At 75.2% G+C, this 20492-nt stretch carries 18 protein-coding genes; 7 read left to right on the top strand and 11 right to left on the bottom strand.

The window, feature by feature from the left end; genetic code table 11:
* Positions 1 to 12: 12 nt before the first annotated feature.
* The 3 genes from WCD58_RS32565 to WCD58_RS32555 are packed head-to-tail and all read right to left on the bottom strand — an operon-like array spanning position 13 to position 3666.
* Positions 13 to 789 (bottom strand): IclR family transcriptional regulator, encoded by a 777-nt coding sequence (locus WCD58_RS32565; protein ID WP_337707306.1) that lies wholly within the window; start codon positions 787 to 789, stop codon positions 13 to 15.
* Between the two features lie 10 nt (positions 790 to 799).
* On the bottom strand, positions 800 to 2050 hold the full coding sequence (locus WCD58_RS32560) for an MFS transporter (protein ID WP_337707305.1): 1251 nt from the start codon (positions 2048 to 2050) through the stop codon (positions 800 to 802).
* On the bottom strand, positions 2047 to 3666 hold the full coding sequence (locus WCD58_RS32555) for a bifunctional 3-(3-hydroxy-phenyl)propionate/3-hydroxycinnamic acid hydroxylase (protein ID WP_337707304.1): 1620 nt from the start codon (positions 3664 to 3666) through the stop codon (positions 2047 to 2049). The genes WCD58_RS32560 and WCD58_RS32555 overlap by 4 nt, the downstream gene beginning before the upstream one ends.
* A gap of 93 nt (positions 3667 to 3759) precedes the next feature.
* On the opposite strand from WCD58_RS32555, the gene WCD58_RS32550 reads away from it, so the two are divergent.
* Both WCD58_RS32550 and WCD58_RS32545 read left to right on the top strand, forming a co-directional pair.
* Complete coding sequence (locus WCD58_RS32550; protein WP_337707303.1) at positions 3760 to 4719, top strand: amidohydrolase family protein; 960 nt, start codon at positions 3760 to 3762, stop codon at positions 4717 to 4719.
* Positions 4720 to 4741: 22 nt separating this feature from the next.
* On the top strand, positions 4742 to 5791 hold the full coding sequence (locus WCD58_RS32545) for a maleylacetate reductase (RefSeq protein WP_337707302.1): 1050 nt from the start codon (positions 4742 to 4744) through the stop codon (positions 5789 to 5791).
* Here WCD58_RS32545 and WCD58_RS32540 read toward each other — a convergent pair.
* The gene (locus tag WCD58_RS32540) at positions 5748 to 6359 is read right to left on the bottom strand and encodes a TetR/AcrR family transcriptional regulator (protein WP_337707301.1); all 612 of its coding nucleotides are present in this window, start codon (positions 6357 to 6359) and stop codon (positions 5748 to 5750) included. The two genes, WCD58_RS32545 and WCD58_RS32540, sit on opposite strands and share 44 nt — an antisense overlap.
* A 72-nt stretch (positions 6360 to 6431) precedes the next feature.
* Here WCD58_RS32540 and WCD58_RS32535 point away from each other — a divergent pair, with 72 nt between their 5' ends.
* The gene (locus tag WCD58_RS32535) at positions 6432 to 7580 is read left to right on the top strand and encodes a cytochrome P450 (protein WP_337707299.1); all 1149 of its coding nucleotides are present in this window, start codon (positions 6432 to 6434) and stop codon (positions 7578 to 7580) included.
* 50 nt (positions 7581 to 7630) lie between these two features.
* Here WCD58_RS32535 and WCD58_RS32530 read toward each other — a convergent pair whose 3' ends face one another.
* Together WCD58_RS32530 and WCD58_RS32525 are read right to left on the bottom strand one after the other, a co-directional pair.
* Positions 7631 to 8983, bottom strand: coding sequence for an FAD-dependent monooxygenase (locus tag WCD58_RS32530; protein ID WP_337707297.1), 1353 nt, complete (start codon positions 8981 to 8983; stop codon positions 7631 to 7633).
* Complete coding sequence (locus tag WCD58_RS32525) at positions 8980 to 9594, bottom strand: PadR family transcriptional regulator (protein ID WP_337707296.1); 615 nt, start codon at positions 9592 to 9594, stop codon at positions 8980 to 8982. The genes WCD58_RS32530 and WCD58_RS32525 overlap by 4 nt, the downstream gene beginning before the upstream one ends.
* A gap of 77 nt (positions 9595 to 9671) precedes the next feature.
* On the opposite strand from WCD58_RS32525, the gene guaA reads away from it, so the two are divergent.
* Both guaA and WCD58_RS32515 read left to right on the top strand, forming a co-directional pair.
* Positions 9672 to 11228: a glutamine-hydrolyzing GMP synthase gene (guaA, locus tag WCD58_RS32520; protein ID WP_337707295.1), complete on the top strand. Its 1557-nt coding sequence runs from the start codon at positions 9672 to 9674 to the stop codon at positions 11226 to 11228.
* Between the two features lie 8 nt (positions 11229 to 11236).
* Positions 11237 to 12358: an aminotransferase class I/II-fold pyridoxal phosphate-dependent enzyme gene (locus WCD58_RS32515; protein WP_337707294.1), complete on the top strand. Its 1122-nt coding sequence runs from the start codon at positions 11237 to 11239 to the stop codon at positions 12356 to 12358.
* On the opposite strand, the gene WCD58_RS32510 is transcribed toward WCD58_RS32515, so the two are convergent.
* On the bottom strand, positions 12355 to 12510 hold the full coding sequence (locus WCD58_RS32510) for a hypothetical protein (protein ID WP_337707293.1): 156 nt from the start codon (positions 12508 to 12510) through the stop codon (positions 12355 to 12357). The two genes, WCD58_RS32515 and WCD58_RS32510, sit on opposite strands and share 4 nt — an antisense overlap.
* A gap of 131 nt (positions 12511 to 12641) precedes the next feature.
* Between WCD58_RS32510 and WCD58_RS32505 the strand changes: the two genes are divergently transcribed.
* A complete protein-coding gene (locus WCD58_RS32505) occupies positions 12642 to 13865 on the top strand; it encodes an FAD-dependent monooxygenase (RefSeq protein ID WP_337707292.1) in 1224 nt (407 codons plus the stop codon).
* 49 nt (positions 13866 to 13914) lie between these two features.
* On the opposite strand, the gene WCD58_RS32500 is transcribed toward WCD58_RS32505, so the two are convergent.
* The 4 genes from WCD58_RS32500 to WCD58_RS32485 are packed head-to-tail and all read right to left on the bottom strand — an operon-like array spanning position 13915 to position 19186.
* A complete protein-coding gene (locus WCD58_RS32500; protein ID WP_337707291.1) occupies positions 13915 to 15243 on the bottom strand; it encodes an MFS transporter in 1329 nt (442 codons plus the stop codon).
* Positions 15240 to 16913, bottom strand: coding sequence for an amidohydrolase (locus WCD58_RS32495; RefSeq protein WP_337707290.1), 1674 nt, complete (start codon positions 16911 to 16913; stop codon positions 15240 to 15242). Before WCD58_RS32495 ends, WCD58_RS32500 begins: the two co-directional genes overlap by 4 nt.
* 3 nt (positions 16914 to 16916) lie before the next feature.
* Complete coding sequence (locus WCD58_RS32490; RefSeq protein ID WP_337707289.1) at positions 16917 to 18605, bottom strand: urease subunit alpha; 1689 nt, start codon at positions 18603 to 18605, stop codon at positions 16917 to 16919.
* Positions 18602 to 19186, bottom strand: a complete 585-nt coding sequence (locus WCD58_RS32485; RefSeq protein ID WP_337707288.1) for an urease subunit gamma — start codon at positions 19184 to 19186, stop codon at positions 18602 to 18604. The genes WCD58_RS32490 and WCD58_RS32485 overlap by 4 nt, the downstream gene beginning before the upstream one ends.
* A 93-nt stretch (positions 19187 to 19279) precedes the next feature.
* On the opposite strand from WCD58_RS32485, the gene WCD58_RS32480 reads away from it, so the two are divergent.
* Positions 19280 to 20425, top strand: coding sequence for a PucR family transcriptional regulator (locus tag WCD58_RS32480; RefSeq protein WP_337707287.1), 1146 nt, complete (start codon positions 19280 to 19282; stop codon positions 20423 to 20425).
* Positions 20426 to 20492: the final 67 nt, after the last annotated feature.

Below are 20492 nucleotides of genomic sequence, written 5' to 3'. Positions count from 1 at the left end.
TTCACCCGCGAATTACGCGGCCCCGAGCTCGGCCGACATCGCCGCCGTGGTCTCGAGCAGCGCCGCGGTGACGGACTCCAGGACGTCCGGTGGCGCGGCGCGCTCGGGCAGGGCCAGGGCGACGACCAGCGGCAGCGAGTCGCCCGTGGTGAACACCGGCGCGGCCACCGACGCGATGCCGGGGATGACGCCGCCCGAGGTCAGGGCGCTGCCCCGGCGGCGGACGTCCTCGGTGATGCGCTCGACCTCGGACTCCGCCGGCTCCGCGCCCTGCGCGCGCAGCACCGGCTCGGTGAGCGACCGGGGGAGGTGCGCGAGGTACACCCGCCCCACCGACGACGTCAGCAGCGGCATCGTCGCCCCGACCCGCACGGTGATCGGCAGGGCGTACGCGCCGTAGTCCCAGCGCACGATCACCGGGCCGTGGTCGCCCCACACCGCGAGGTTGACGGCGTGCCCGGTGCGGTCGCGCAGCCCGGGGATGTACTCCGAGACCAGGCCGACCTCGTCCATGCGCCGCAGCGACTCCGCGCCGAGCCGGCGCAGCGCCGGGCCCATGTCGTAGAGCCCGGAGCTGCGCGACTGCGCGACCATCCCCGCCCGGCCGAGGCTCACCAGGTAGCGGTGCGCCTTGCTCGCCCCCATGCCGCTGGCCTGCGCGATCTGGGTGAGGCTCATGGGTCCGCCGCCGCGTTCGAGGGCGTCGAGGACGGTCATCGCGATCTCGACCGACTGGATGCCCTGGCGGGGGTTGCCCGACGAGGTGTCGTCGTCCGCGCCGGAGGCCACGCGCACGACCCTAGCGAGCACCGACCGGCGGGGCGTCCGGGTCGGCGGCACGGGCCCGGATCGCCGGGACGGCCGCGGCGAGCAGCGCGCCGAGGACGCCCGGGATCGCGAACAGGTAGAAGTTCCACTCCACGCCGAGCCCGGAGGACAGGATCGCCGCGCCCAGCAGCGGCCCGGCGATCGCCCCGAGACGGCCGACCGACAGCGCCCAGCCGATCGCGCGGCCGCGCAGCTCGGGCGGGTGGTGCCCGACGATGAAGGCGTTGGTGAGCACCTGCGAGCCGATCAGCCCGAGGCCGCTGACGAACATCAGCAGGAAGAGGAACCCGAGGGCCGGGCGGGCGCTCATGACCAGCAGGCTCGCGGCGCCGGCCAGGAACGCGACGGCGACGACGGGCTTGATGCCGACGCGGTCGGCGACCTTCCCGCCGAGCACCATGCCGACGCCGGCGCCGACCCACATCGCCGCGGTCTGCAGCAGCGAGGAGCCGAGCGAGTAGCCGGCGGTCTGCATGATCGTCGGGAGCCAGGTGCTGATGCCGAACACGAGCAGCAGCCCGCAGAACGACATCGCCCAGAACAGCAGCGTCGCGCCGCGCACCCCGCGGGCGAGCAGCGGGCGCAGGCCGAGCAGCTCACCGCGCGCCGCGGCGCCGCCGGACTCCTCGTGCACCGGGCTCTCCGGGAGCATCCGCAGCGCGAGCGGCAGCAGCACGACGGCCGGGGCCGCGCCGATGACGTAGATCCAGCGCCAGCTCCCGCCGGTGAGCAGGGCCGCCCCGAGCAGCGGCGCGAGCAGGGCGCCCGCCGCGTAGCCGGACATCATGATGCCGACGTTGCGCGCCCGGCGTTCCGGGGCGGAGAGGTCGGCGACGTAGGCGGTCACCGTCGGGAGCACGATCCCCAGCCCGACGCCGACGGCGAACCGGGCGGCGCCGAACAGCGCGAAGCCCGGCGCGACGGCGCAGACGACCATGCCCGCCGAGAACAGGGCGGCGCCGCCGAGGAGCAGCCGGCGGCTGCCGGCACGCCGGATCGTGGCCGCGCAGATCGCGGCGCCGACCAGCATCCCGATCGCCACCAGCGAGCCCACGGTGCCGGCGGAGCCCCTGTCCGCGCCGATGCCGGGGTCGGCGAGCAGGGACGGGACGGTCACGCCGTAGCAGGCGAGGTCGTAGCCCTCGAGCGCGGCGAACCCCGCCGAGAGGGTCAGGACGAGGCGCTCGGTGGCACGGGAAGGTGGGCTCGGGGGTGCGGTCACGAGGGGCTCCAGGCGGCGGCGACGGGAGGGGTCTGGCGAGGGAGGAGTGCGCGGGCGGGCGCGCCGAGGGCGGCGGCCAGCGCGCGGGCGAGGGTGTCGACGGCGTCCGCGTCGGGCGTGGTGCCGTAGACGTAGAAGTCGGGACGGACGGCAACGGCGACGGCGTCGTGGTCGGCGAGCCAGGCCAGGTGCGTGCCCTCGGCGTCGACGACGTGGTCGGGTGCCGCCCCGGACCCGTGCAGCGGCACCACGCGCACCCCGGCGTCGGCGAGCGCGGCGACGAGGTCGTCGTCGAGGGTCACGCGCCGGGCGTCGAGCAGCAGGTGGGCGGGGTGGCCGACGACCTGGTCGAGACGGTCGCGCCGCGTCCCGTCGTCGACGACGCCCTGCACCATCAGCTCCCCGGCTCCGGGCGACGGGCGGAGCAGGCCGTCGACCAGCCCCGGGAACCGGATCTTCTCCGGGTGCTGGTCCGCGGCCCGGCGCCCGAGCAGGACGCGGTCGCGCTCGGCGGCGCGGGCGGGGTCGCGCACCGTCTGCTGGCGGCCCAGCTCGATGCCCTTCTCGATCACCGCGCGGACGTGCGGCTCGCGCTCCTGCTGGTAGGTGTCGAGGACCTCGTCGCCGAGGCGCCCGCGCAGGACGGCGTCGAGCTTGAAGGCGATGTTCTGGGCGTCGCGGACCCCGGAGCACATGCCCTGGCCGAGGAACGGCGGCATCTGGTGCGCGGCGTCGCCCGCGAGCAGCACGCGCCCGACCCGCCAGCGGTCGGTGACCAGCGAGCGGAACGTGTAGGTGGCCACGCGGATCAGCTCGGCGTCGTCGGGGGAGAGCCAGCGCCGCGTGCGCGCCCAGACCTTCTCCGGGGCCCGTTCGACGGCGAAGTCCTCGACCGAGTCGAGCATGTAGCTGAACCGGTGGTGCCGGGGCCCGAGCGAGATGATCGAGGTGGGGCCGGCGGGGTCGCCGACCTGGCGCGCGGTGGGCACGGCGGGCGGGGCGGACGGGTCGCGGAACCGGAAGTCGCAGACCATCCACGGCTCGGAGAACCCGTAGTCGTCCATGGTCCGCCCGAGCGCCTCGCGGACGAAACTGTTGCCGCCGTCGCAGGCGATCACCCAGCGCACCCGGACGGTCTGCTCACCGCCGACCTGCAGTTCGACGTGGTCGGCGTGCTGGACCAGACCCGTCACGGGGCTCGAGAGCCGGACCTCGACCTCGGCCGCGCGGACGCGCTCGTCGAGCGCCGACTCGAGCTCGGGCTGGTACATCATGTACCACTCGGCCCAGCCGCTGCGGCCGCGCTCGGCGAAGTGGTGCTCGATGAGCAGCTCGCCCGCGGCGTTGCGCCACTCGTAGTTGCGCTGCACGTGGATCTTCGGCAGCAGCTCCTCGGCGATCCCGACGCGCGCGAACGTCCGCATCGTCTCGTCGTCGAAGATCGCCGCGCGGGGGAGGTTGTAGAGCCCGGCGTAGCGCTCCAGCACGACGACGCGGTGCCCGGCGGCGCCGAGCAGCGCGGCCGTGACCATCCCGACCGGCCCGTAGCCGACGACGGCCACGTCGAACTCGATGGTCGAGCTCCGCTCCGCTGCGTCTCCGGCGGCCTCATCCATGCGCGCTCCCCCTGTGAGGTTTGACACCGCCGAACCGTAGGTTTCATCATTAGGCAAGTCAATGCACGATGGTGAAACGGGATCGAGGGCAGGATGCGGACGATCGGCCTGGAAGAGCACTTCGTGACCCCGGAGCTCGCGCCGTACGGCAAGGGGACGGCGACGATCGCGGAGCCGCACGTCTGGGAGGAGATGTCGCGCCGCCTGCTCGACCTCACCGGCGCCCGGCTCGAGCGCATGGACGCCGCCGGGCTCGACGTGCAGGTGCTGTCGCTCAACTCCCCGGGCCTGCAGGCCGAGCCGGACGCCGCGCTCGCCGTCTCCCGCGCGACCGCGGTCAACGACCTGCTGGCGTCGACGATCCAGGCGCACCCGACGCGCTTCGCCGGGTTCGCCGCGCTGCCGCTGCAGGACCCGCAGGCCGCGGCGAAGGAGCTCGAGCGCTCGGTGACCCAGCTGGGGCTGCGCGGCGCGCTCGTCAACGCCCACACCCACGGCCGCTACCTCGACGACCCCGAGCTGCGCGTGGTCTGGGAGTACGCGCAGGGCCTCGATGTGCCGCTCTACCTGCACCCGGCCAACGGCGTCGACGCCGCCCACGTGCTGTCCGGGCACCCCGAGCTCATCGGGCCGATGTGGAGCTGGGGCACCGACACCGCGTCGCACGCCCTGCGCCTGATCTTCTCGGGCGTCTTCGACGACTTCCCCGAGGCGAAGCTCCTGCTCGGGCACATGGGCGAGGCGCTGCCGTTCACCCTGTGGCGGCTGGACTCGCGGTGGGACTTCCACGCCCACCACGGCATCGAGCTCGCCCGCGGCCGCCCGTCGGAGTACCTGCGGCACAACCTCTACATCACGACCAGCGGCGTCTGCTCCGCCGCGCCGCTGCTGTGCTCGCTGCTCGCGCTGGGGTCCGACCACATCCTCTTCGGCACCGACTACCCCTTCGAGGAGATGGACGTCGCCACCGAGTTCCTGCGCACCGCCCCGATCAGCGAGGCCGACCGCGCGAAGATCGCGCACGGGAACGCCGAGCGGCTGCTGCGGCTCTGAGCTCGGTCGTACCGTCGGCGCCATGACCCTCTCCTTCGTCCACGACGCGCTGCCGATGCGCGTGGTCTTCGGCCCCGGCCGTCTCGCCGAGCTGGGCGACGAGGTCGAGCGGCTGGGCCTGCGCCGCGTGCTCGTGCTCGGGACGCCCGAGCAGGAGGCGACGCTGCGGGCCACCGCCGACGGGCTGGGCGGGCGCGCCGCCGGCGTGTTCGCGCAGGCGCGCCAGCACGTGCCGGCGGCGATCGCGGCCGCGGCGGCCGACCGGGCGCGCGAGCTGGGCGCCGACGGGTGCGTGGCGGTCGGCGGCGGGTCGTCGGTCGGGCTGGGCAAGGCCGTCGCGCTGCGCCACGGGCTGCCCGTGGTCGCCGTGCCCACGACCTACGCCGGCTCGGAGATGACGCCCATCTGGGGCCTGACCGAGGACGGCGAGAAGCGCACCGGGCGCGACCGCGCGGTGCTGCCGCGCACCGTCGTCTACGACCCGGAGCTGACCCTGACGCTCCCCGCGGGCCTGTCGGTGACCAGCGGGCTGAACGCGGTCGCGCACGCCGTCGAGGGCCTGTGGGCGCCGGACGGGACGCCGATCACCGCGCTGATGGCCGAGGAGGGCGTGCGCTCGCTGCTGGCGGCGCTGCCGACGATCGTCGATCGCCCCGGCGACCTCGACGCGAGGGCCGGGGCGCTGCAGGGCGCGTGGCTGTGCGGCGCGGTGCTCGGGGCCACGACGATGTCGCTGCACCACAAGCTCTGCCACGTGCTCGGCGGCTCGTTCGACCTGCCGCACGCCGAGACCCACGCGGTCGTGCTCCCGCACGTCGTCGCCCACAACGGGCCGTCGGCGCCCGCGGCGGTCGCGGCGCTGGGGCGGGCGCTGGGGGTCGGACCCGACACGGCGGCGAAGGCCCTCGCCGACCGGGCGCGTGACCTCGGTGCGCCCACCTCGCTGGCCGCGCTGGGGATGCCGCGCGACGGGTTGCCGCGGGTGGTCGACGCGGTGCTCGCCCAGCCCTACGCCAACCCCGCCCCGGTCACGCGCGAGAGCCTGACGGCGCTGCTGGAGGCGGCGTACTAGCGGGGGTACCGAACGCGACGTCGAGGTGGCCGTCGAGCGTCGCGAGCGCGGTGTCCCCGTCGAGGTGGCCGCCCAGGACGTGCACGGCGAGGCCCTCGACCAGGGCGAGCAGGCCGGTGGCGGCGATGTCGGGCTCGAGCGGGCCGGCGTGCCCGACGGCGCGGATGCGGTCGGCCACCGCGGCGCGCATGCCGCGCGTGTCCTGCTCCAGGCGCGCCGCGACGTCGGGGCGGGTGGCCGCGTAGGCGTGATAGGCGACGGCGACGCGGCCCTCGAGCTCGCGGTCGGCGTCGAGCGGCAGGAGCTGCACGAGCAGGGACCGGACGAGGCGACGGGGGTCGGGGTCGTCCGCGAGCCGGGCCTGGACGCGCGCCGCGACCACGTCCAGCGCAAAGATCATCATCTCGTCCTTGGTGCGGAAGTAGTGCTGCACCATCCCCGCGGTGACGCCGGCCTCGGTCGCGACGTGGCGCAGGCTCACGTCCATCAGCCCGTCGCGCGCGGCCACGCGCAGCAGCGCGTCGGCGAGGAGCGTCCGGCGCTCGTGGTGGTCGACCTGCTTCGGCACGGGAACACCCTGTCACATTGCGCTCGTATTGCCACCTCCGTTACATTGCGACTGCAACGTGAAGGAGGCCCCGTGGAGACAACGCTGCCGCTCGAGCGGCCCGACCCGACGACGCCGCCGTCCGAGTACCGGCGGCTGCAGGAGCACGAGCCCGTCGCCCGCGTCGTCGGCGCCGACGGGACTCCGGCCTGGCTCGTCACGTCCTACGAGCTGGTCGCGGCCGGTCTCGCCGACCCGCGCCTGGGCCTGACCCCGCCCGGCGTCCCCGCCGACGAGCGCGCGTCGCTGTTCCAGGACGGCCCGGCGCACGCCCGCCTGCGCCGCCTGGTGGCGCGGGCGTTCACGCCGCGGCGGATCGCGGAGCTCGCACCCCGCATCGAGGCGCTCGCCGACGAGCACGCGGCCGCGCTGGCCGACGCGGCCGCCGACGGGCCGGCGGACCTCGTCGACCTCCTGGGTGCGCCGCTCGCGATCGGATCGCTGGGCCTGCTGCTCGGCGTCGCGCTGGAGGACCACCCGCGCTTCCGGGTCCTCGTCGACGACGCGTTGCGAGCCGACCCGAGCGACCCCGCGCTGCTGGCCGAGGCGGAGCGGGCGTGGGGCGCGCTGATGGGGTTCACCGCCGAGCTGCTCGCGGCGGCCCGCGAGCGCCCGGGCGACGACCTGCTCTCCGCGCTCGTCGGGGTCCGCGACGCCGACGACGGGCGTCTCGGCGACGGCGAGCTGATCGCGCTGGTCACGGCCCTGCTGGCCGCGGGCGTGATCACCGTGCGGGGCGCGCTCGCGGTCGGGGCGGTGCACCTCCTGCGGGCCGGCTCGTGGGAGGACCCCGGGGATGTCCCCGGCCTCGTCGACGAGATCGTCCGGCGCGCGGGCGTCGAGGTGTTCCCGCGGTGGGCGGGCGAGGACCTCGTGCTGGGCGGCGTGGCGATCGCGGCCGGCGAGAAGGTGCTCCTGCGCCTCGAGGCCGCCAACCACGACCCGGCGCGCTTCCCCGATCCCTCGGCACTCGTCCCGGGCCGCCCCGGTCCGCACCTCGGCTTCGGCCGCGGCCCGCACCACTGCCTCGGCGCGGCGCTGGCCCGCGTCGAGCTGACCGCGGCGCTGACCGCGCTGTCCCGCCGCGCCCCGACGCTGCGCCTGGCCGGGTCCGTCGAGGACATCCCCTGGCACCACGGCGAGGTCGACTCCGGCCCGACGATGCTCATGCTCCGCACGTGAGTGGAATGGGTCGCCAGGGCGACCCATTCCACTCACGTGGGCTCCGCCCCTCACACCAGCTCGGAGTCGCGCACCTTCTGCATCCCGCGGGCCATGCGGCGCTTGGCCGGCGGGATGCGGTCGATCAGCCGCATGCCCGTGCGCTGCGCCATCACCGACAGCGGCCCGATCACCGGGCGGCGTGCCGTGCCGTTGTCGTTCATGAACTCCAGCGACTCGCGGACGGCGAGCGAGGAGTAGCGGCGCATGAGGTCCTCGTACTCGCCGACCGCCTCCAGGAGACCGAGCTCCCCGTCGCGGACCCGCACCAGCCGGTCGCGCAGCTCGCGGGCGTCGCGCAGCGCGGTGTTGGCGCCCGCGCCGCGGCCCGGGGTCATGGTGTGGATGGCGTCGCCGACCATCGTCACCGTGCTCGGCGCCCACGCCGGCACGGGATCGGCGGTCCGGATGCCCAGGGCCACCGTGGAGCCGGGGTCGGCGGTCGCGATGAGGTCGAGCCAGCGCGGGTCCCAGCCCTCGCTGAGCTCGCCGGCCAGGGCGAGGGCGTCGGCGCCGGTGCGCTCGAGGAGGTCGGGCGGCGCGATCGAGCGCGATGTCGTGATCGCCCAGGAGATGTAGTCGGTGGTGTTGTCGAAGCGCAGGCCGGGCCAACGGGCGAGCAGCTCCTCGTCGCTTCTCGAAGGGTCCGGCTCCGCTGCGCTCCGTGTTCCGCCGGCTCCCCACGGCATCCGCACCATGTGCGTGATGCCGAACTGGCCGCGGCGGTCGAAGTACATGCCGAAGCCGTGGCGCACGCCCTCGGGCACGAGCTGCTCGGAGCGCTCGGTGAGCAGCGTCTTGCCGCCGATCGCGACGAGCCCGGTCTCGGTGTGCGTGGCGTGCGGGAGGTGCTGGCGCCGCACCCGCGAGCTCGCGCCGTCGGCGCCGACCAGCAGGTCGCCGGTGTCGTCGCTGCCGTCGTCGAAGTGTGCGGTGACCTGCCCGTCGGCGTGCTGCTCGTAGTGCGTGAACCGGTGGTCGAACGTGATGACGTCCTCCATGCCCGTGAACAGCACCTGGCGCAGCGTCATGCGGCTGACGTTGTGCTCGCCGTCCTCGGGGTCGCCGGAGGTGTGCGGGAGGTCGGCGAAGTCGAGGCTGATCAGCGTGCGGTACCGCTCGGTGAGCATCGCGAGCGTCGTGTACGGCGCCGCGGTGGTGGCCACGAACGTCGCGAAGAGCTCCGGGTCGAGGCAGGCCTTGAGCGCGCGGGCGCCGTTGGGCGAGATGCCCACGCGGTAGCCGTGCAGCCCGCTCGTGCGGGTGCGGTCGCGCTCGTGGACGGCGACGTCGATGCCCGCGCGGCGCAGGCCGTGCGCGAGGCACATGCCGCCCGTCCCGGCGCCGATGATGATCACCTTCATGACGGTTCCCCTCCGCCGGGGTCGGCCCGGCGTGCGATGTCGGTCAGGGCGGCGCGGTCCCAGGCCAGCGCGCCGGAGCGCAGGTCGTCGAGCAGGGCGGCGATCCAGGCGACGTCGGTCTCGAGGTGCGCGACGGCGTACTCGGCCTCGATCACGACGATGCGCGGCAGGAAGTCCGGCGCCAGCGCGAGGTCGCGGCGGACCCGTTCGAGCTCGCCGCGCCGGTCGGACAGGCGCAGGGCCAGCGCGTCGGCGGCGACCTCGGGGTCGAGGAGCGGCAGGTAGGCGAGCCCCGCGGTGAACTCCGCGAACTCGTGGCGGGGGGCGGTGAGCATGTCGAGGGTCCAGGTGACGGCCAGGTCCACGCCGCTGGCGGAGGCCGCGTAGACGGTGCGCTCGGGGCGCGCGAACTCCCGCTCGGTGGCCTGGGCGACGAGCAGCCCGTCGCGCACGAGGCGGTCGATCGTCTTGTAGAGCTGCGAGCGCTGACCGACGTTGACGACCTGGTCCTTGCCGCGCTCCCGCAGGAGCCGCTGCATCCGGTACGGGTGCATGGGCTCCTCCGCGGCGAGGGCGAGGACGGCGAGGGCGAGTCCGGAGCGCTGAGTCATGGTTCCCTGGACACTAGTGTCGTCGACACTAAGAGGCAAGGGCGTGCTGTCCTGTGCGTCCTCGGCACAATGGGGGCGTGACCGCCAGTGGTGAGCGCCCCGTCCTCGTCGTCGACTACGGCGCGCAGTACGCGCAGCTCATCGCCCGCCGGGTGCGCGAGGCGCAGGTCTACTCGGAGGTCGTGCCGCACACGACGCCGGTGGACGACATGCTCGCCAAGGACCCGGCGGCGATCGTGCTGTCGGGCGGGCCGGCGAGCGTGTACGCCGAGGGCGCGCCGAGCGTCGACCCCGCACTGTTCGACGCCGGGGTGCCGGTGTTCGGCATCTGCTACGGCTTCCAGCTCATGGCGGGCGCGCTCGGCGGGGTCGTCGAGCACACCGGCGCGCGGGAGTACGGGCGCACCGAGCTGGCCGTGACCACGCCCGGCCGGCTCCACGACGACCTGCCCGACGCGCACCCCGTGTGGATGAGCCACGGCGACGGCGTGACCAAGGCGCCCGAGGGCTTCACGGTCACCGCGTCCTCGCCCGGCGCGCCGGTGGCCGCGTTCGAGGACGTCGGGCGGCGCTTCGCTGGCGTGCAGTACCACCCGGAGGTCGGGCACTCGCCGCACGGCCAGGAGGTGCTGCGCCGCTTCCTGCGCGACGTCGCCGGCGTGCCCGCCGACTGGAACACCGCCAACATCATCGACGAGACGGTCACGAAGATCCGTGAGCAGGTCGGTGACGGCCGAGCCATCTGCGGGCTGTCCGGCGGCGTCGACTCCGCGGTGGCCGCCGCGCTCGTCCAGCGCGCGATCGGCGACCGCCTGACCTGCGTCTTCGTCGACCACGGCCTGCTGCGCGAGGGCGAGCGGGCGCAGGTCGAGCGCGACTTCGTCGCCGCCACCGGGGTCGACCTCGTCACCGTCGACGCCGCCGAGACGTTCCTGCGCGAGCTCGACGGCGTCGTCGACCCGGAGGAGAAGCGCAAGATCATCGGGCGCGAGTTCATCCGCTCCTTCGAGGGGGCGGCGCGGGGCGTCGCCGAGGGCAAGGGCGCCGACTTCCTCGTGCAGGGCACGCTCTACCCCGACGTCGTCGAGTCCGGCGGCGGCTCGGGCGCCGCGACGATCAAGTCGCACCACAACGTCGGCGGGCTCCCCGACGACCTGCAGTTCTCGCTGGTCGAGCCGCTGCGCGCGCTGTTCAAGGACGAGGTGCGCCGCGTCGGCGCCGAGCTCGGACTGCCCGAGACCATCGTGCGCCGCCAGCCGTTCCCCGGCCCGGGGCTCGCGATCCGGATCATCGGCGCCGTCGACGCCGACCGTCTCGCGACCCTGCGCCGCGCCGACGCGATCGCCCGCGAGGAGCTGACCTCGGGCGGGCTCGACGACGTGATCTGGCAGTGCCCGGTGGTGCTGCTCGCCGACGTGCGGTCGGTCGGCGTGCAGGGCGACGGGCGCACCTACGGGCACCCGGTGGTGCTGCGGCCGGTCTCCAGCGAGGATGCGATGACCGCGGACTGGACGCGCCTGCCCTACGACGTGCTCGAACGCATCTCCACCCGGATCACCAACGAGTGCGCCGAGATCAACCGCGTCGTCCTGGACGTGACGAGCAAACCGCCGGGGACGATCGAGTGGGAGTGAAGTCCTGAATGGCTGAGACGATCTTCAGCGAGATGTCCCGGCTGGCGGCCGAGAACGACGCGATCAACCTCGGTCAGGGGTTCCCGGACACCCCGGGGCCGCGCGAGGTCGTCGACGCCGCCGTCGCCGCGATGCACAAGGGCTGGAACCAGTACCCGCCCGCGGTCGGCATCCCGTCGCTGCGGCACGCGATCGCCGACCACCAGCGCCGCTGGTACGGCCTCGACGTCGCCGCCGACGGCGGGGTCGTCGTGTGCTCCGGCGCGTCCGAGGCGCTCTCGTCGGCGATGATTGGGCTGCTCTCGCCGGGCGACGAGGTGATCGCGCTCGAGCCGTACTACGACCTCTACGGCGCGACCGCCGCGCTGCTGGGCGCGACGCTCGTGCCGGTGCGCATCCACGCGCCCGACTACGCGCTGGACGCGTCCGCCCTGCGAGCGGCCGTGACCGAGCGGACGAAGATGATCGTCCTGAACACCCCGCACAACCCGACCGGCGCGGTGCTCTCGCGCGACGAGCTGCAGTCGATCGCCGACATCGCGATCGAGCACGACCTGATCGTGCTGTCCGACGAGGTCTACGAGCACCTCGTGTTCGACGACAACGTGCACGTCCCCATCGCGACGCTGCCCGGCATGTTCGAGCGCACGATCACCGTGGGCTCCGGTGGCAAGACGTTCTCGGTCACCGGGTGGAAGATCGGCTGGGCGACGGGGCCGGCGGATCTCGTCGCGACGGTGCTCGGCGTCAAGCAGTGGTTCTCGTTCGCCGCCGGCACCCCGCTGCAGCACGGCATCGCGACCGGTCTCGAGCTCCCCGACGACCGCCTCGCGCACCTCGCCGACGACCTCGCCCGCAAGCGCGACCTGCTCACCGACGGCCTCCGCGAGCTGGGCCTCGAGGTGTTCCACTCCAAGGCGACCTACTTCGTCACCGCGGACGTGGCGCCGCTCGGGGTCACCGACTCGCTGGAGTTCTGCCGCTCGCTGCCCGAACGCGTCGGCGTCGCGGCCGTCCCGAACCAGGTCTTCCACGCCTCCCCGGTGGGCGTGGAGACCCAGGTCCGCTTCGCCTGCTGCAAACGCGACGAGATCCTCGCCGACGCCCTCCTGCGCCTCCGCAAGCTCTAAGCGTCTGCAGGGTTGTCAGCGTGGCGGCCACGCTCGCGTTGAACGTCAGGAAAGGCCCCACGATCACTGGCCCGCAGGGCCTCCTGGATCTCGGCGCGCAGGCGCCGGAGGCGATCGATGACGGCGGCGATCTCCGCGTCGATGGTGTTCATGGGCGTCCTCCTGCCGGGAGCCGATCGGTGCGCTGCCGTCCCCGTGCCGGCCGACCCATTCCGCACCGTGCCGTCGGGGCATGGTCAAGCGACGGCGGTATCTCTCCATCATCGAGAGGTACGGTGATGGAATGAGTGACGTGGTGATCGTCGGCGGCGGCCCCGGCGGGGTGCTCCTGACCTACCTGCTCGCGCGCGGCGGGGCGTCGGTGACGCTGCTGGAGTCGCGCCACGACTTCGCCCGCCGCTTCCGGGGCGACACGCTCGCGCCGGGCGTCCTCGAGTACCTCGACACGCTCGGGCTCGCGCGACCGCTGCTCGACGAGGTGCCGCACACCCGGTCCGACGCCTTCCGCTGGCACACCGCCGAGCGCACCTGGACCCTCGTCGACTACCGCGGCGCGAGCTCGCGGTTCCCCTTCTACGCGCTGATCCCGCAGGCGGCGTTCCTGCCGTGGCTCGCCGACCGGGCCCGTGCGCACGGCGCTCGCGTCCTCATGGGGGCGCGGTTCTCGGCGCTGCGGCACGACGACGCCGGCCGCGTGTGCGGCGTCGAGTACACCGTCGACGCCGAGAAGCACCACCTCGACGCCGCGCTCGTCGTCGGCGCGGACGGGCGGAACTCCAAGGTCCGGGCCGCGTCCGGGCTCGCGGCGACCGAGCTCGGCGCGAGCCTCGACATCCTCTGGCACGCCTTCCCGCGCCGCGCCGACGACCCGTCGTACTCCGGGCTGGACCTGTTCGGCACCCCGACCGGCAGCGTCGCCCTGCTCGACCAGCGCGGCGACTGGCAGCTCGGGTGGACGATCCGGGCCGGTTCGCTCGCCGAGGTCAGGGCCCGCGGAATCGACGCGCTGCGCGACGCGGCGATCGGCGCGCTGCCGTGGCTCGCGGGGCGGCTCGACGACCTGCGCGACGTCGCCGACCTGACCCTGCTGCCGGTGCGGATCACGACGGTCGAGCGCTGGACGCGCCCCGGGCTCGTGCTGCTGGGCGACGCCGCGCACGTCGTCTCGCCGGTGGGCGGCAACGGGATCAACCTCGCGCTCGCCGACGCCGCCGACCTCGCCAACCGGCTCGTCGGACCCCTGCGCCGCACGCCGCCCGACCCGGCGCAGCTGGACGACGCCGCCGCGGGCCTCGAAGCCGCGCGGCGGCCGGGTGTCGAGCGCGAGCAGCGGGCGCAGGTGCGCACGGAGCGTCTGGCGGCGGAGCGGATCGCGTCCGGGGACGCGGGACCGCCCACGGCGCTGGCGACGCTCGCGCGCATCCCCGGGTTCCCGCGCTACGCGGGCCGCCGCAACCGCGTCGAGGTGCCGGCGCCGGTGCCGGTCATCGCCGCCGGGTCCCCGTGATCGTGGGGGCTTTCCTGACGTCTAACGCGAGCGTGGCCGCCACGCTGACTCACCCCGTGCGTCCGACGACGCCCTCGGTGGTCAGTTCCGCGTCCGGGACGTAGAGCCGCGGCGCCAGGAGCCCGCTGACCACGGTGATCAGGGCGATCCCGACCAGCAGGAGCCCCGGCGCCCAGGACGCCCCGCCGGCCGCGGCGAGCACCGCGGTCGCGGCCAGGGGCACGAAGCCGGAGGCGATCCCGGCGAGGTTGGCGGCGAGCGCGATGCCGCTGTAGCGCACGCGGGCCGGGAAGAGGCGAGCGAGCAGGTCCCCGGAGACCGCGTAGGGGATCGACAGCGCCGCCACGCCGAGCGTCACCCCGAACACGACCGCGGCGGCGTTGCGGGTGTCGAGCAGCCAGAACATCGGCAGCGCGACCACCGCGGACGCGAGACCGCCGACCACCGTCACCCGCGCGGACCCGAAGCGTTCCGCGAGCCGGCCGCCGAGGACGAGCACGCCGATCTCCACGACCGCGGCGACGAGCGTCGCGCCCAGGGCCAGCGGGCGCGGGAGGTCGAGGTCGCCGGTGGCGTAGCTGATGACGAAGGTGGTGGCGAGGTAGAAGCCGCCCACCCCGAGGAACGCCGAGCCGGCGCCGACGAGCAGCGCGGGCCACGCGCGGGCGACGACGTCGCGGACCGGGGCGGACGCGCGCGCGTCCTCGGCGAGCAGCCGGTCGAACAGCGGCGACTCCTCGACGCGCCGGCGCAGCCACAGCGCCACGGCGAGCAGCGGGAACGCCGCGAGGAACGGCAGCCGCCAGCCCCAGGCGTCGAAGTCCTCGGGCGGCAGGAGCGCGACCAGCAGGAATGCCCCGGACGACAGCAGCGTGCCCACCGGCGAGCCGATCTGCGGCATGGCCGCGTAGCGCCCGCGCTTGCCCGGCGGTGCGTGCTCGACGGCGAGGGTGATCGCGCCGCCCCACTCGCCGCCCACCGCGACGCCCTGCAGCAGCCGCAGCAGGGTCAGCAGCACCGGCGCCGCGACGCCGATGTCGGCGAAGGCGGGCAGCACGCCGATGAGCCCGGTGACCGCGCCGATCATCACCACCGTGATCAGCAGGCACGCGCGCCGGCCGATGCGGTCGCCGAGGTGGCCGAACACGATGCCGCCCAGCGGGCGGGCGGCGAAGCCGACGGCGAACGACGCGAACGCGGCGAGGGTCGCGACGACGGGGTCGCCGGTCGTGAAGAACAGGCGGTTGAACACCAGGGACGCGGCGGTGCCGTAGAGGAAGAAGTCGTACCACTCGAGGGCGGTGCCGACGAACGCCCCGACGGCGACGCGGCGGGCGTCGGCCTCGGTGGGCTGCGGTGCTGGTGCTGGGGTGCTCATGGTGTGTCTCCGTCGGGCGGCAGGCCCAGGACGACCGCGCCGTGGGTGGCGCGCCCGCCCCGGAGGGTGGCGACGACCTCGATGTCGCCGAGTCGGTCGGGGTCGATGCGGATCGGGTCGTCGCCGAGGACGACGAGGTCGGCGACGTAGCCCGGGGTCAGGCGCCCGCGGACGTCCTCGGCGCCGGCGACCCAGGCGGCGTCGAGGGTGTACGAGCGCAGCGCGGTCTGGGCGTCCACGGCCTCGTCGGCGCCGAGGACCCGTCCGGCCGCCGAGCGGCGCTGGATCATCGAGGCCATCCCGCGCAGCGGGTGCCCGTCGGCGACGCAGGGCCGGTCCGAGCTCGCCGGGACGCGCAGCCCGGCGCGCAGGAACGACGCGTGGCGGTAGAGCAGGTCGGCGCGGTCGTCGCCGACGGCCGCGGCCATCGAGTCGCCGATCTCGTGCAGGAACCGGGCCTGCGGGACCGGGGTGACGCCGAGGGCCGCCATGCGCGCGAGCGCGTCGTCGTCGACGACCCCGGCGTGCTCGAGGCGGTGGCGCGGCGGGCGGACGCGGGGCCAGGGCTGCTCGGCCGCCGCCGCGAAGGCGTCGAGCGCCGCGTCCACCGCGCGGTCGCCGATGGCGTGCGCGGCGACCGTCCAGCCGCCCCGGACGGCGTCGACGACGGCTGCGTGCAGCACCTCGGGCTCGTCGCCGAGGTAACCGGCGTGGTCGCGGTCCGCGTAGGGCTCGCGCATCGCCGCGGTGCGCGCGCTCAGCGCGCCGTCGAAGAAGATCTTCATGGGGCCGATGCGCAGGTCGAGGTCGCCGAGTCCCGGGCGCAGGCCCAGGTCGAGGCCGCGCCCCGGGCCGCCGTCGGTGTCGCGCAGGACGGAGGCCTCGGGCATGAGGTCGACGCGGACGGCGAGGTCCCCGCGCTCGCGGGCGAGCTGGTAGGCGGCGAGCTCGCGGGGGGAGCGGCCGATCCACCCGCCGCCGATCCCGGCCTCGGTGACGTGCGTGATGCCCTGGCGGGCGAACACCGCGGTCGCGTCCCGGATCGCGTCGGCGAGGTCCTCGACGGCGTACGGGCGCAGCAGGTCGCCGGCCAGCGCCTGCGCGGCCTCGAGGAGGACACCGGTGGGGTCGCCGGCAGGGTCGCCGGCGGGGTCGCGGACGACGACGCCGCCGGAGGGCACGTCCGCGGTGCCGTCGAGGACCCCGGCGCGCTCGAGCACCGCGGTCGACACCGCGCAGACGTGGGCGGAGCGGTGCTTGAGCCACACCGGGCGTCCGCCGCCGGCGCGGTCGAGCGCGCGCCGGTCGGGGGAGCCGCCGAGGGCGACGTCGTCGTAGCCGCTGCCCACGACGAAGGCGCCGTCCGGCAGCTGCGCGGCGCGGGTCGCGACGGCGTCGTAGACCGCGTCGAGGTCGGTCAGCCCGCCCAGCGGGATCTCGGCGAGCGACTGCCCGAACCACGCGGTGTGCTGGTGGGCGTCGTCGAACCCGGGGACCACCGTCGCGCCGCCGGCGTCCACGACCCGGCGCGCGCGGACCCCGGCCGGGAGCTCGTCGCCGTCGAGCACGGCCAGGATGCGGCCGTGGTGCACGGCCACGGCCCGGCCCCTCGGTCGCGCGTCGTCGAGGGTCCGGACGTTGGCGTCGCGCAGGAGCAGGTCGATGTCCACTTCTCACCCCAGGTGGTGCAGGCGGGTCAGGGGCAGGCGGTCGGCGTGGTGCAGCGGCACCTCGCGGCCGTCGATCCGCACGGGCGACGGCTCGCCGGGGATCTCGACCCGCGGCGTCGCGGTGTTGAACAGCATGTCCGCCGAGCGCAGGCCGCGGCTGCCGGCGATGGCGGTGTAGCGCGGCCCGGGCGGGAGCTCGGCGCGGGCGGTGGGGTCGTCCAGGCACGCGGCCGCGACGAACTGGTGGGCCAGCCGCGCGGGCGCGCCGCCGCGGGCGCCGTGGAAGCCGCGCATCCGGCGGGGCTGCGTGAGCCGCGTCGACCCCGATCCCGACCCGGCCGCGCCCCACGCGACGAAGCCGGACTTGATCACGAGGTCGGGCACCGCACCGAACCAGGCCGGCGACCACAGCACGATGTCGGCGATCCGCCCGGCGCGCAGCGACCCCACGTGCCCGGCGAGGCCGTGGGCGAGGGCCGGGTTGTGCGTGAGCTTCGCCAGGTACCGCAGCACCCGCGCGTTGTTGGTGACGTCGGGGCCGGTCTCGCCGGCGAGGTGGGCCTGCACGTGGGCGAGCTGCCAGGTGCGGCGCACCGTCTCGCCGATGCGCCCCATGCCGAGCGCGTCGGAGTTGACGATGGCGATGGCGCCGTCGTCGTGCAGCCGGTTCTCCGCGGCGATGGCGTGCTCGCGGATGCGGCTCGCCGCGATGCTGCGGTCGCTGGGCAGGTCGGGGTGCCCGCGGTGCACGGTCATCGTCATGGGCCCCAGCTCGCGCACGGTTGCCGCCGTCAGCGGGAGGGTGGGCGTCGTGGAGGACGTCAGCACGGAGTCGAGGCCGACGATCCGCAGCAGGTCGGGATGCCCGCCGCCGCCCTCGACGTGGTACGCGTGCACGGTGCGCCCGCCGACCGCGTCGAGCGTGTCGTCCAGGTAGCCCGACTCGTTCAGCGTGTCGGTGTGCAGGGCGACGGGGAGGTCGGCCTGCTCGGCGACGCCCAGGCAGGTGTCGATGGCGTCGGGGCCGGCGCCCCAGTCCTCGTGCACCTTGAACCCGCCCGCCCCGGCGAGCACCGCGCGCTCCAGCAGCTCGGCCGAGCCGGAGGACCCGCGCGCGAGGAACGCCGCGTTCACCGGCGCGCCGGTCCAGGAGGCCATGAGGGTGTGCAGGTTGGGCGCGGGGTTGGCGCCGACGTCCCACACCCCGCCGATGCCCATGCCGACCAGCGTCGTCACCCCGGCGGACAGCGCGGCCGGCGCGAGGTCGGCGTTCGACAGGTGCACGTGGGAGTCGACGGCGCCGGGCGTCGCGACGAGGCCCTCGCCCGGGATCATCGCCGTGTGGGCGTCGACGACGAGCTCGACGCCGTCCTGCACGTCGGGGTTGCCGGCGCGACCCACGCCGACGACGCGCCCGTCCTTGACCCCGATCGACGTCTTGCGGACCCCGAGGACGGGGTCGAGCAGCAGGACCCCGAGGACGACGAGGTCGAGGGCGCTGTCGCGCGGCGCGCGGTCGGTGACGAGCGCGCCCTGGCGGGCGGTCTTGCCGCATCCGCCGAGCATCTCCTCGCCGGGCTCGGTGTCGTCGGCGTCCACCTGCACCCAGAGGTCGGTGTCGCCGAGGCGGACGCGGTCACCCGTGGTCGGGCCGTAGACGCGGGCGTAGTCGGAACGGTTCACGGTCGTCATCGGGCGGCACCTCCGAGGCGGACGGCGGTGACGTCCCGCGTGCCCCGGGCGTCGACGCGCAGCGCCGTGCCGGCGGCGAGGTCGAGGCGCAGGTGCGCGGGGTCGGTGCCGTCGTCGACGTCGACCCGGACGCGCCGGTTGAGCCGGTCGAGCGGGACGTGCGAGGTCACCCAGACCGGCTGGTCGCCGTCGTTGCGCAGGACGACGTCGTGGCGGGCGCGGCCGGGGGCGAGGTCGATGGTCCCCGTCGCGGGCCGCACCTCGCCCGGGCCGTCGGGCGTACCGAACGGGCGGTCCACGTGCACCAGCGTCGTGCCGTGCGGGAACAGCGCCTCGACCTGCAGCGACGGCACGGCCGCGGCGACGCCCGCGACGAGCCGGTCGGGCGGGACGAGCTCGCGGGCCCGGGCCACCACGTCGTCGAGGTCGTGGCCGTCCCAGGCGAGCTCGCAGATCTCGTCGCAGACCAGCGCGGTCGCCTCCGTCGCCCCGAGCGCCGCGCCGCGGGCGAGGCGGCGGCGGGCGAGCTCGGCCGCACTGTGCAGCAGCACTCTCTCCTGCTCGCGGGGGGTGAGGTGCACGGTGTCCTCCCGGGTGAGTCCTTCACCGTGCCTCGTGCGATGCGGTCGGCGTAAGGCGTGTTCGTCGCGTCCTGCTCGCTCTAGCTTGGGCAGATGCACAACCGTCGGTGGCGGGACCTGGTGGAGCTCGTCCGCGACGACGCCGACGCGCTGCGCACGGCGTTCCTGCACCGCCTGCGCCTCGTGCCCGCCTACGCGCGGGGGCTCGTGCCCGCCGAGCGCCTCGAGGCCGACGCCGACGACACGTTCGCCTACCTGCTGGGGCGTCTCGCCGGACGCTCCGTGCCGGAGCGGCCGGCCGAGATCGGGCCGGCGATCGGCCGGGACCGGGCCCGGCGCGGCGTGCCGCTCGACGACCTGCTCACCGCGGTCCGCCAGGACTTCCAGGTGCTGTGGGAGGCCTTCCGCGCCCGCGCGGCACCGGGCGAGGCGGCGCTGCTCGTGGAGCACGTCCAGACCGTGTGGTCCGTCGTCGAGGAGTACTCCACGCAGATCCGCGTCGCCTACGAGGAGGAGCAGGCGATCCTGGCGCGGGAACGCCACGGCGAGCGCACGGCCCTCGTCGCCGCCCTCCTCGCAGCCGACGACCCGGCGCCGGAGGACGTGACGCGGGCGGCGATCGCGCTCCAGATGGCGGAGGACGACGACGTCCTCGTGGTCGCCGCGGCGGGCGAGGACGCCGCGGTGCTGCGGCGGGCGGCGGACCAGCTCGCCGCCGACGGGCGCCCGGTCCACGTGCAGCCCGCCGGGCGGCACAGCGTGCTGCTCGCGCGCTGGGAGGGGGCCGACGGCGCGCCGGTGCGGGCGGCGCTCCAGGGGGTGCGGTGCGGGGTGGGCCCGACGGCGCGCGGGCTCGCCGACGTCCCGCGCAGCGCCCGGCTCGCCGCCGAGCTCGCCGACGTCACCGCGGGCGGGCCGGTCGCACCGCGGACGCTGGCGTCGGTCTGGCTCCCGCTGGCCGCGGCGCGGCTCGGGGACGTGCGGGCGGACCTCGTGGCCGCGGAGCTCGGCGGCCTCGACGCGGTGGCGCCGCCGGAGCGCGAGCGCCTGGTCGCGACCGTGCGCCGCTTCGCCGCGGACGGATCGGTGCGCGACACCGCTGCGGCGCTGTTCTGTCACCGCAACACGGTGCTCAACCGGCTGCGGCGCGTCGCGGAGCTCACCGGTCGCGACGTCACGGTGCCGGCCGACGCGGCGGTGCTGCTGCTAGCGCTGGAGTCGACGTGGGGGATTTCCTGACGTTCAACGCGAGCGTGGCCGCCACGCTGACATACCCCGCGACACGCCCACCCCGGCGTGTCGCGGA

The sequence above is a fragment of the Actinomycetospora flava genome (assembly GCF_037400335.1).
In the GTDB taxonomy this organism is placed as follows: domain Bacteria; phylum Actinomycetota; class Actinomycetes; order Mycobacteriales; family Pseudonocardiaceae; genus Actinomycetospora; species Actinomycetospora flava.
The sequence above is the reverse complement of the archived record's forward strand: the minus strand, read 5'-3'. Positions and strand labels throughout refer to the sequence as shown.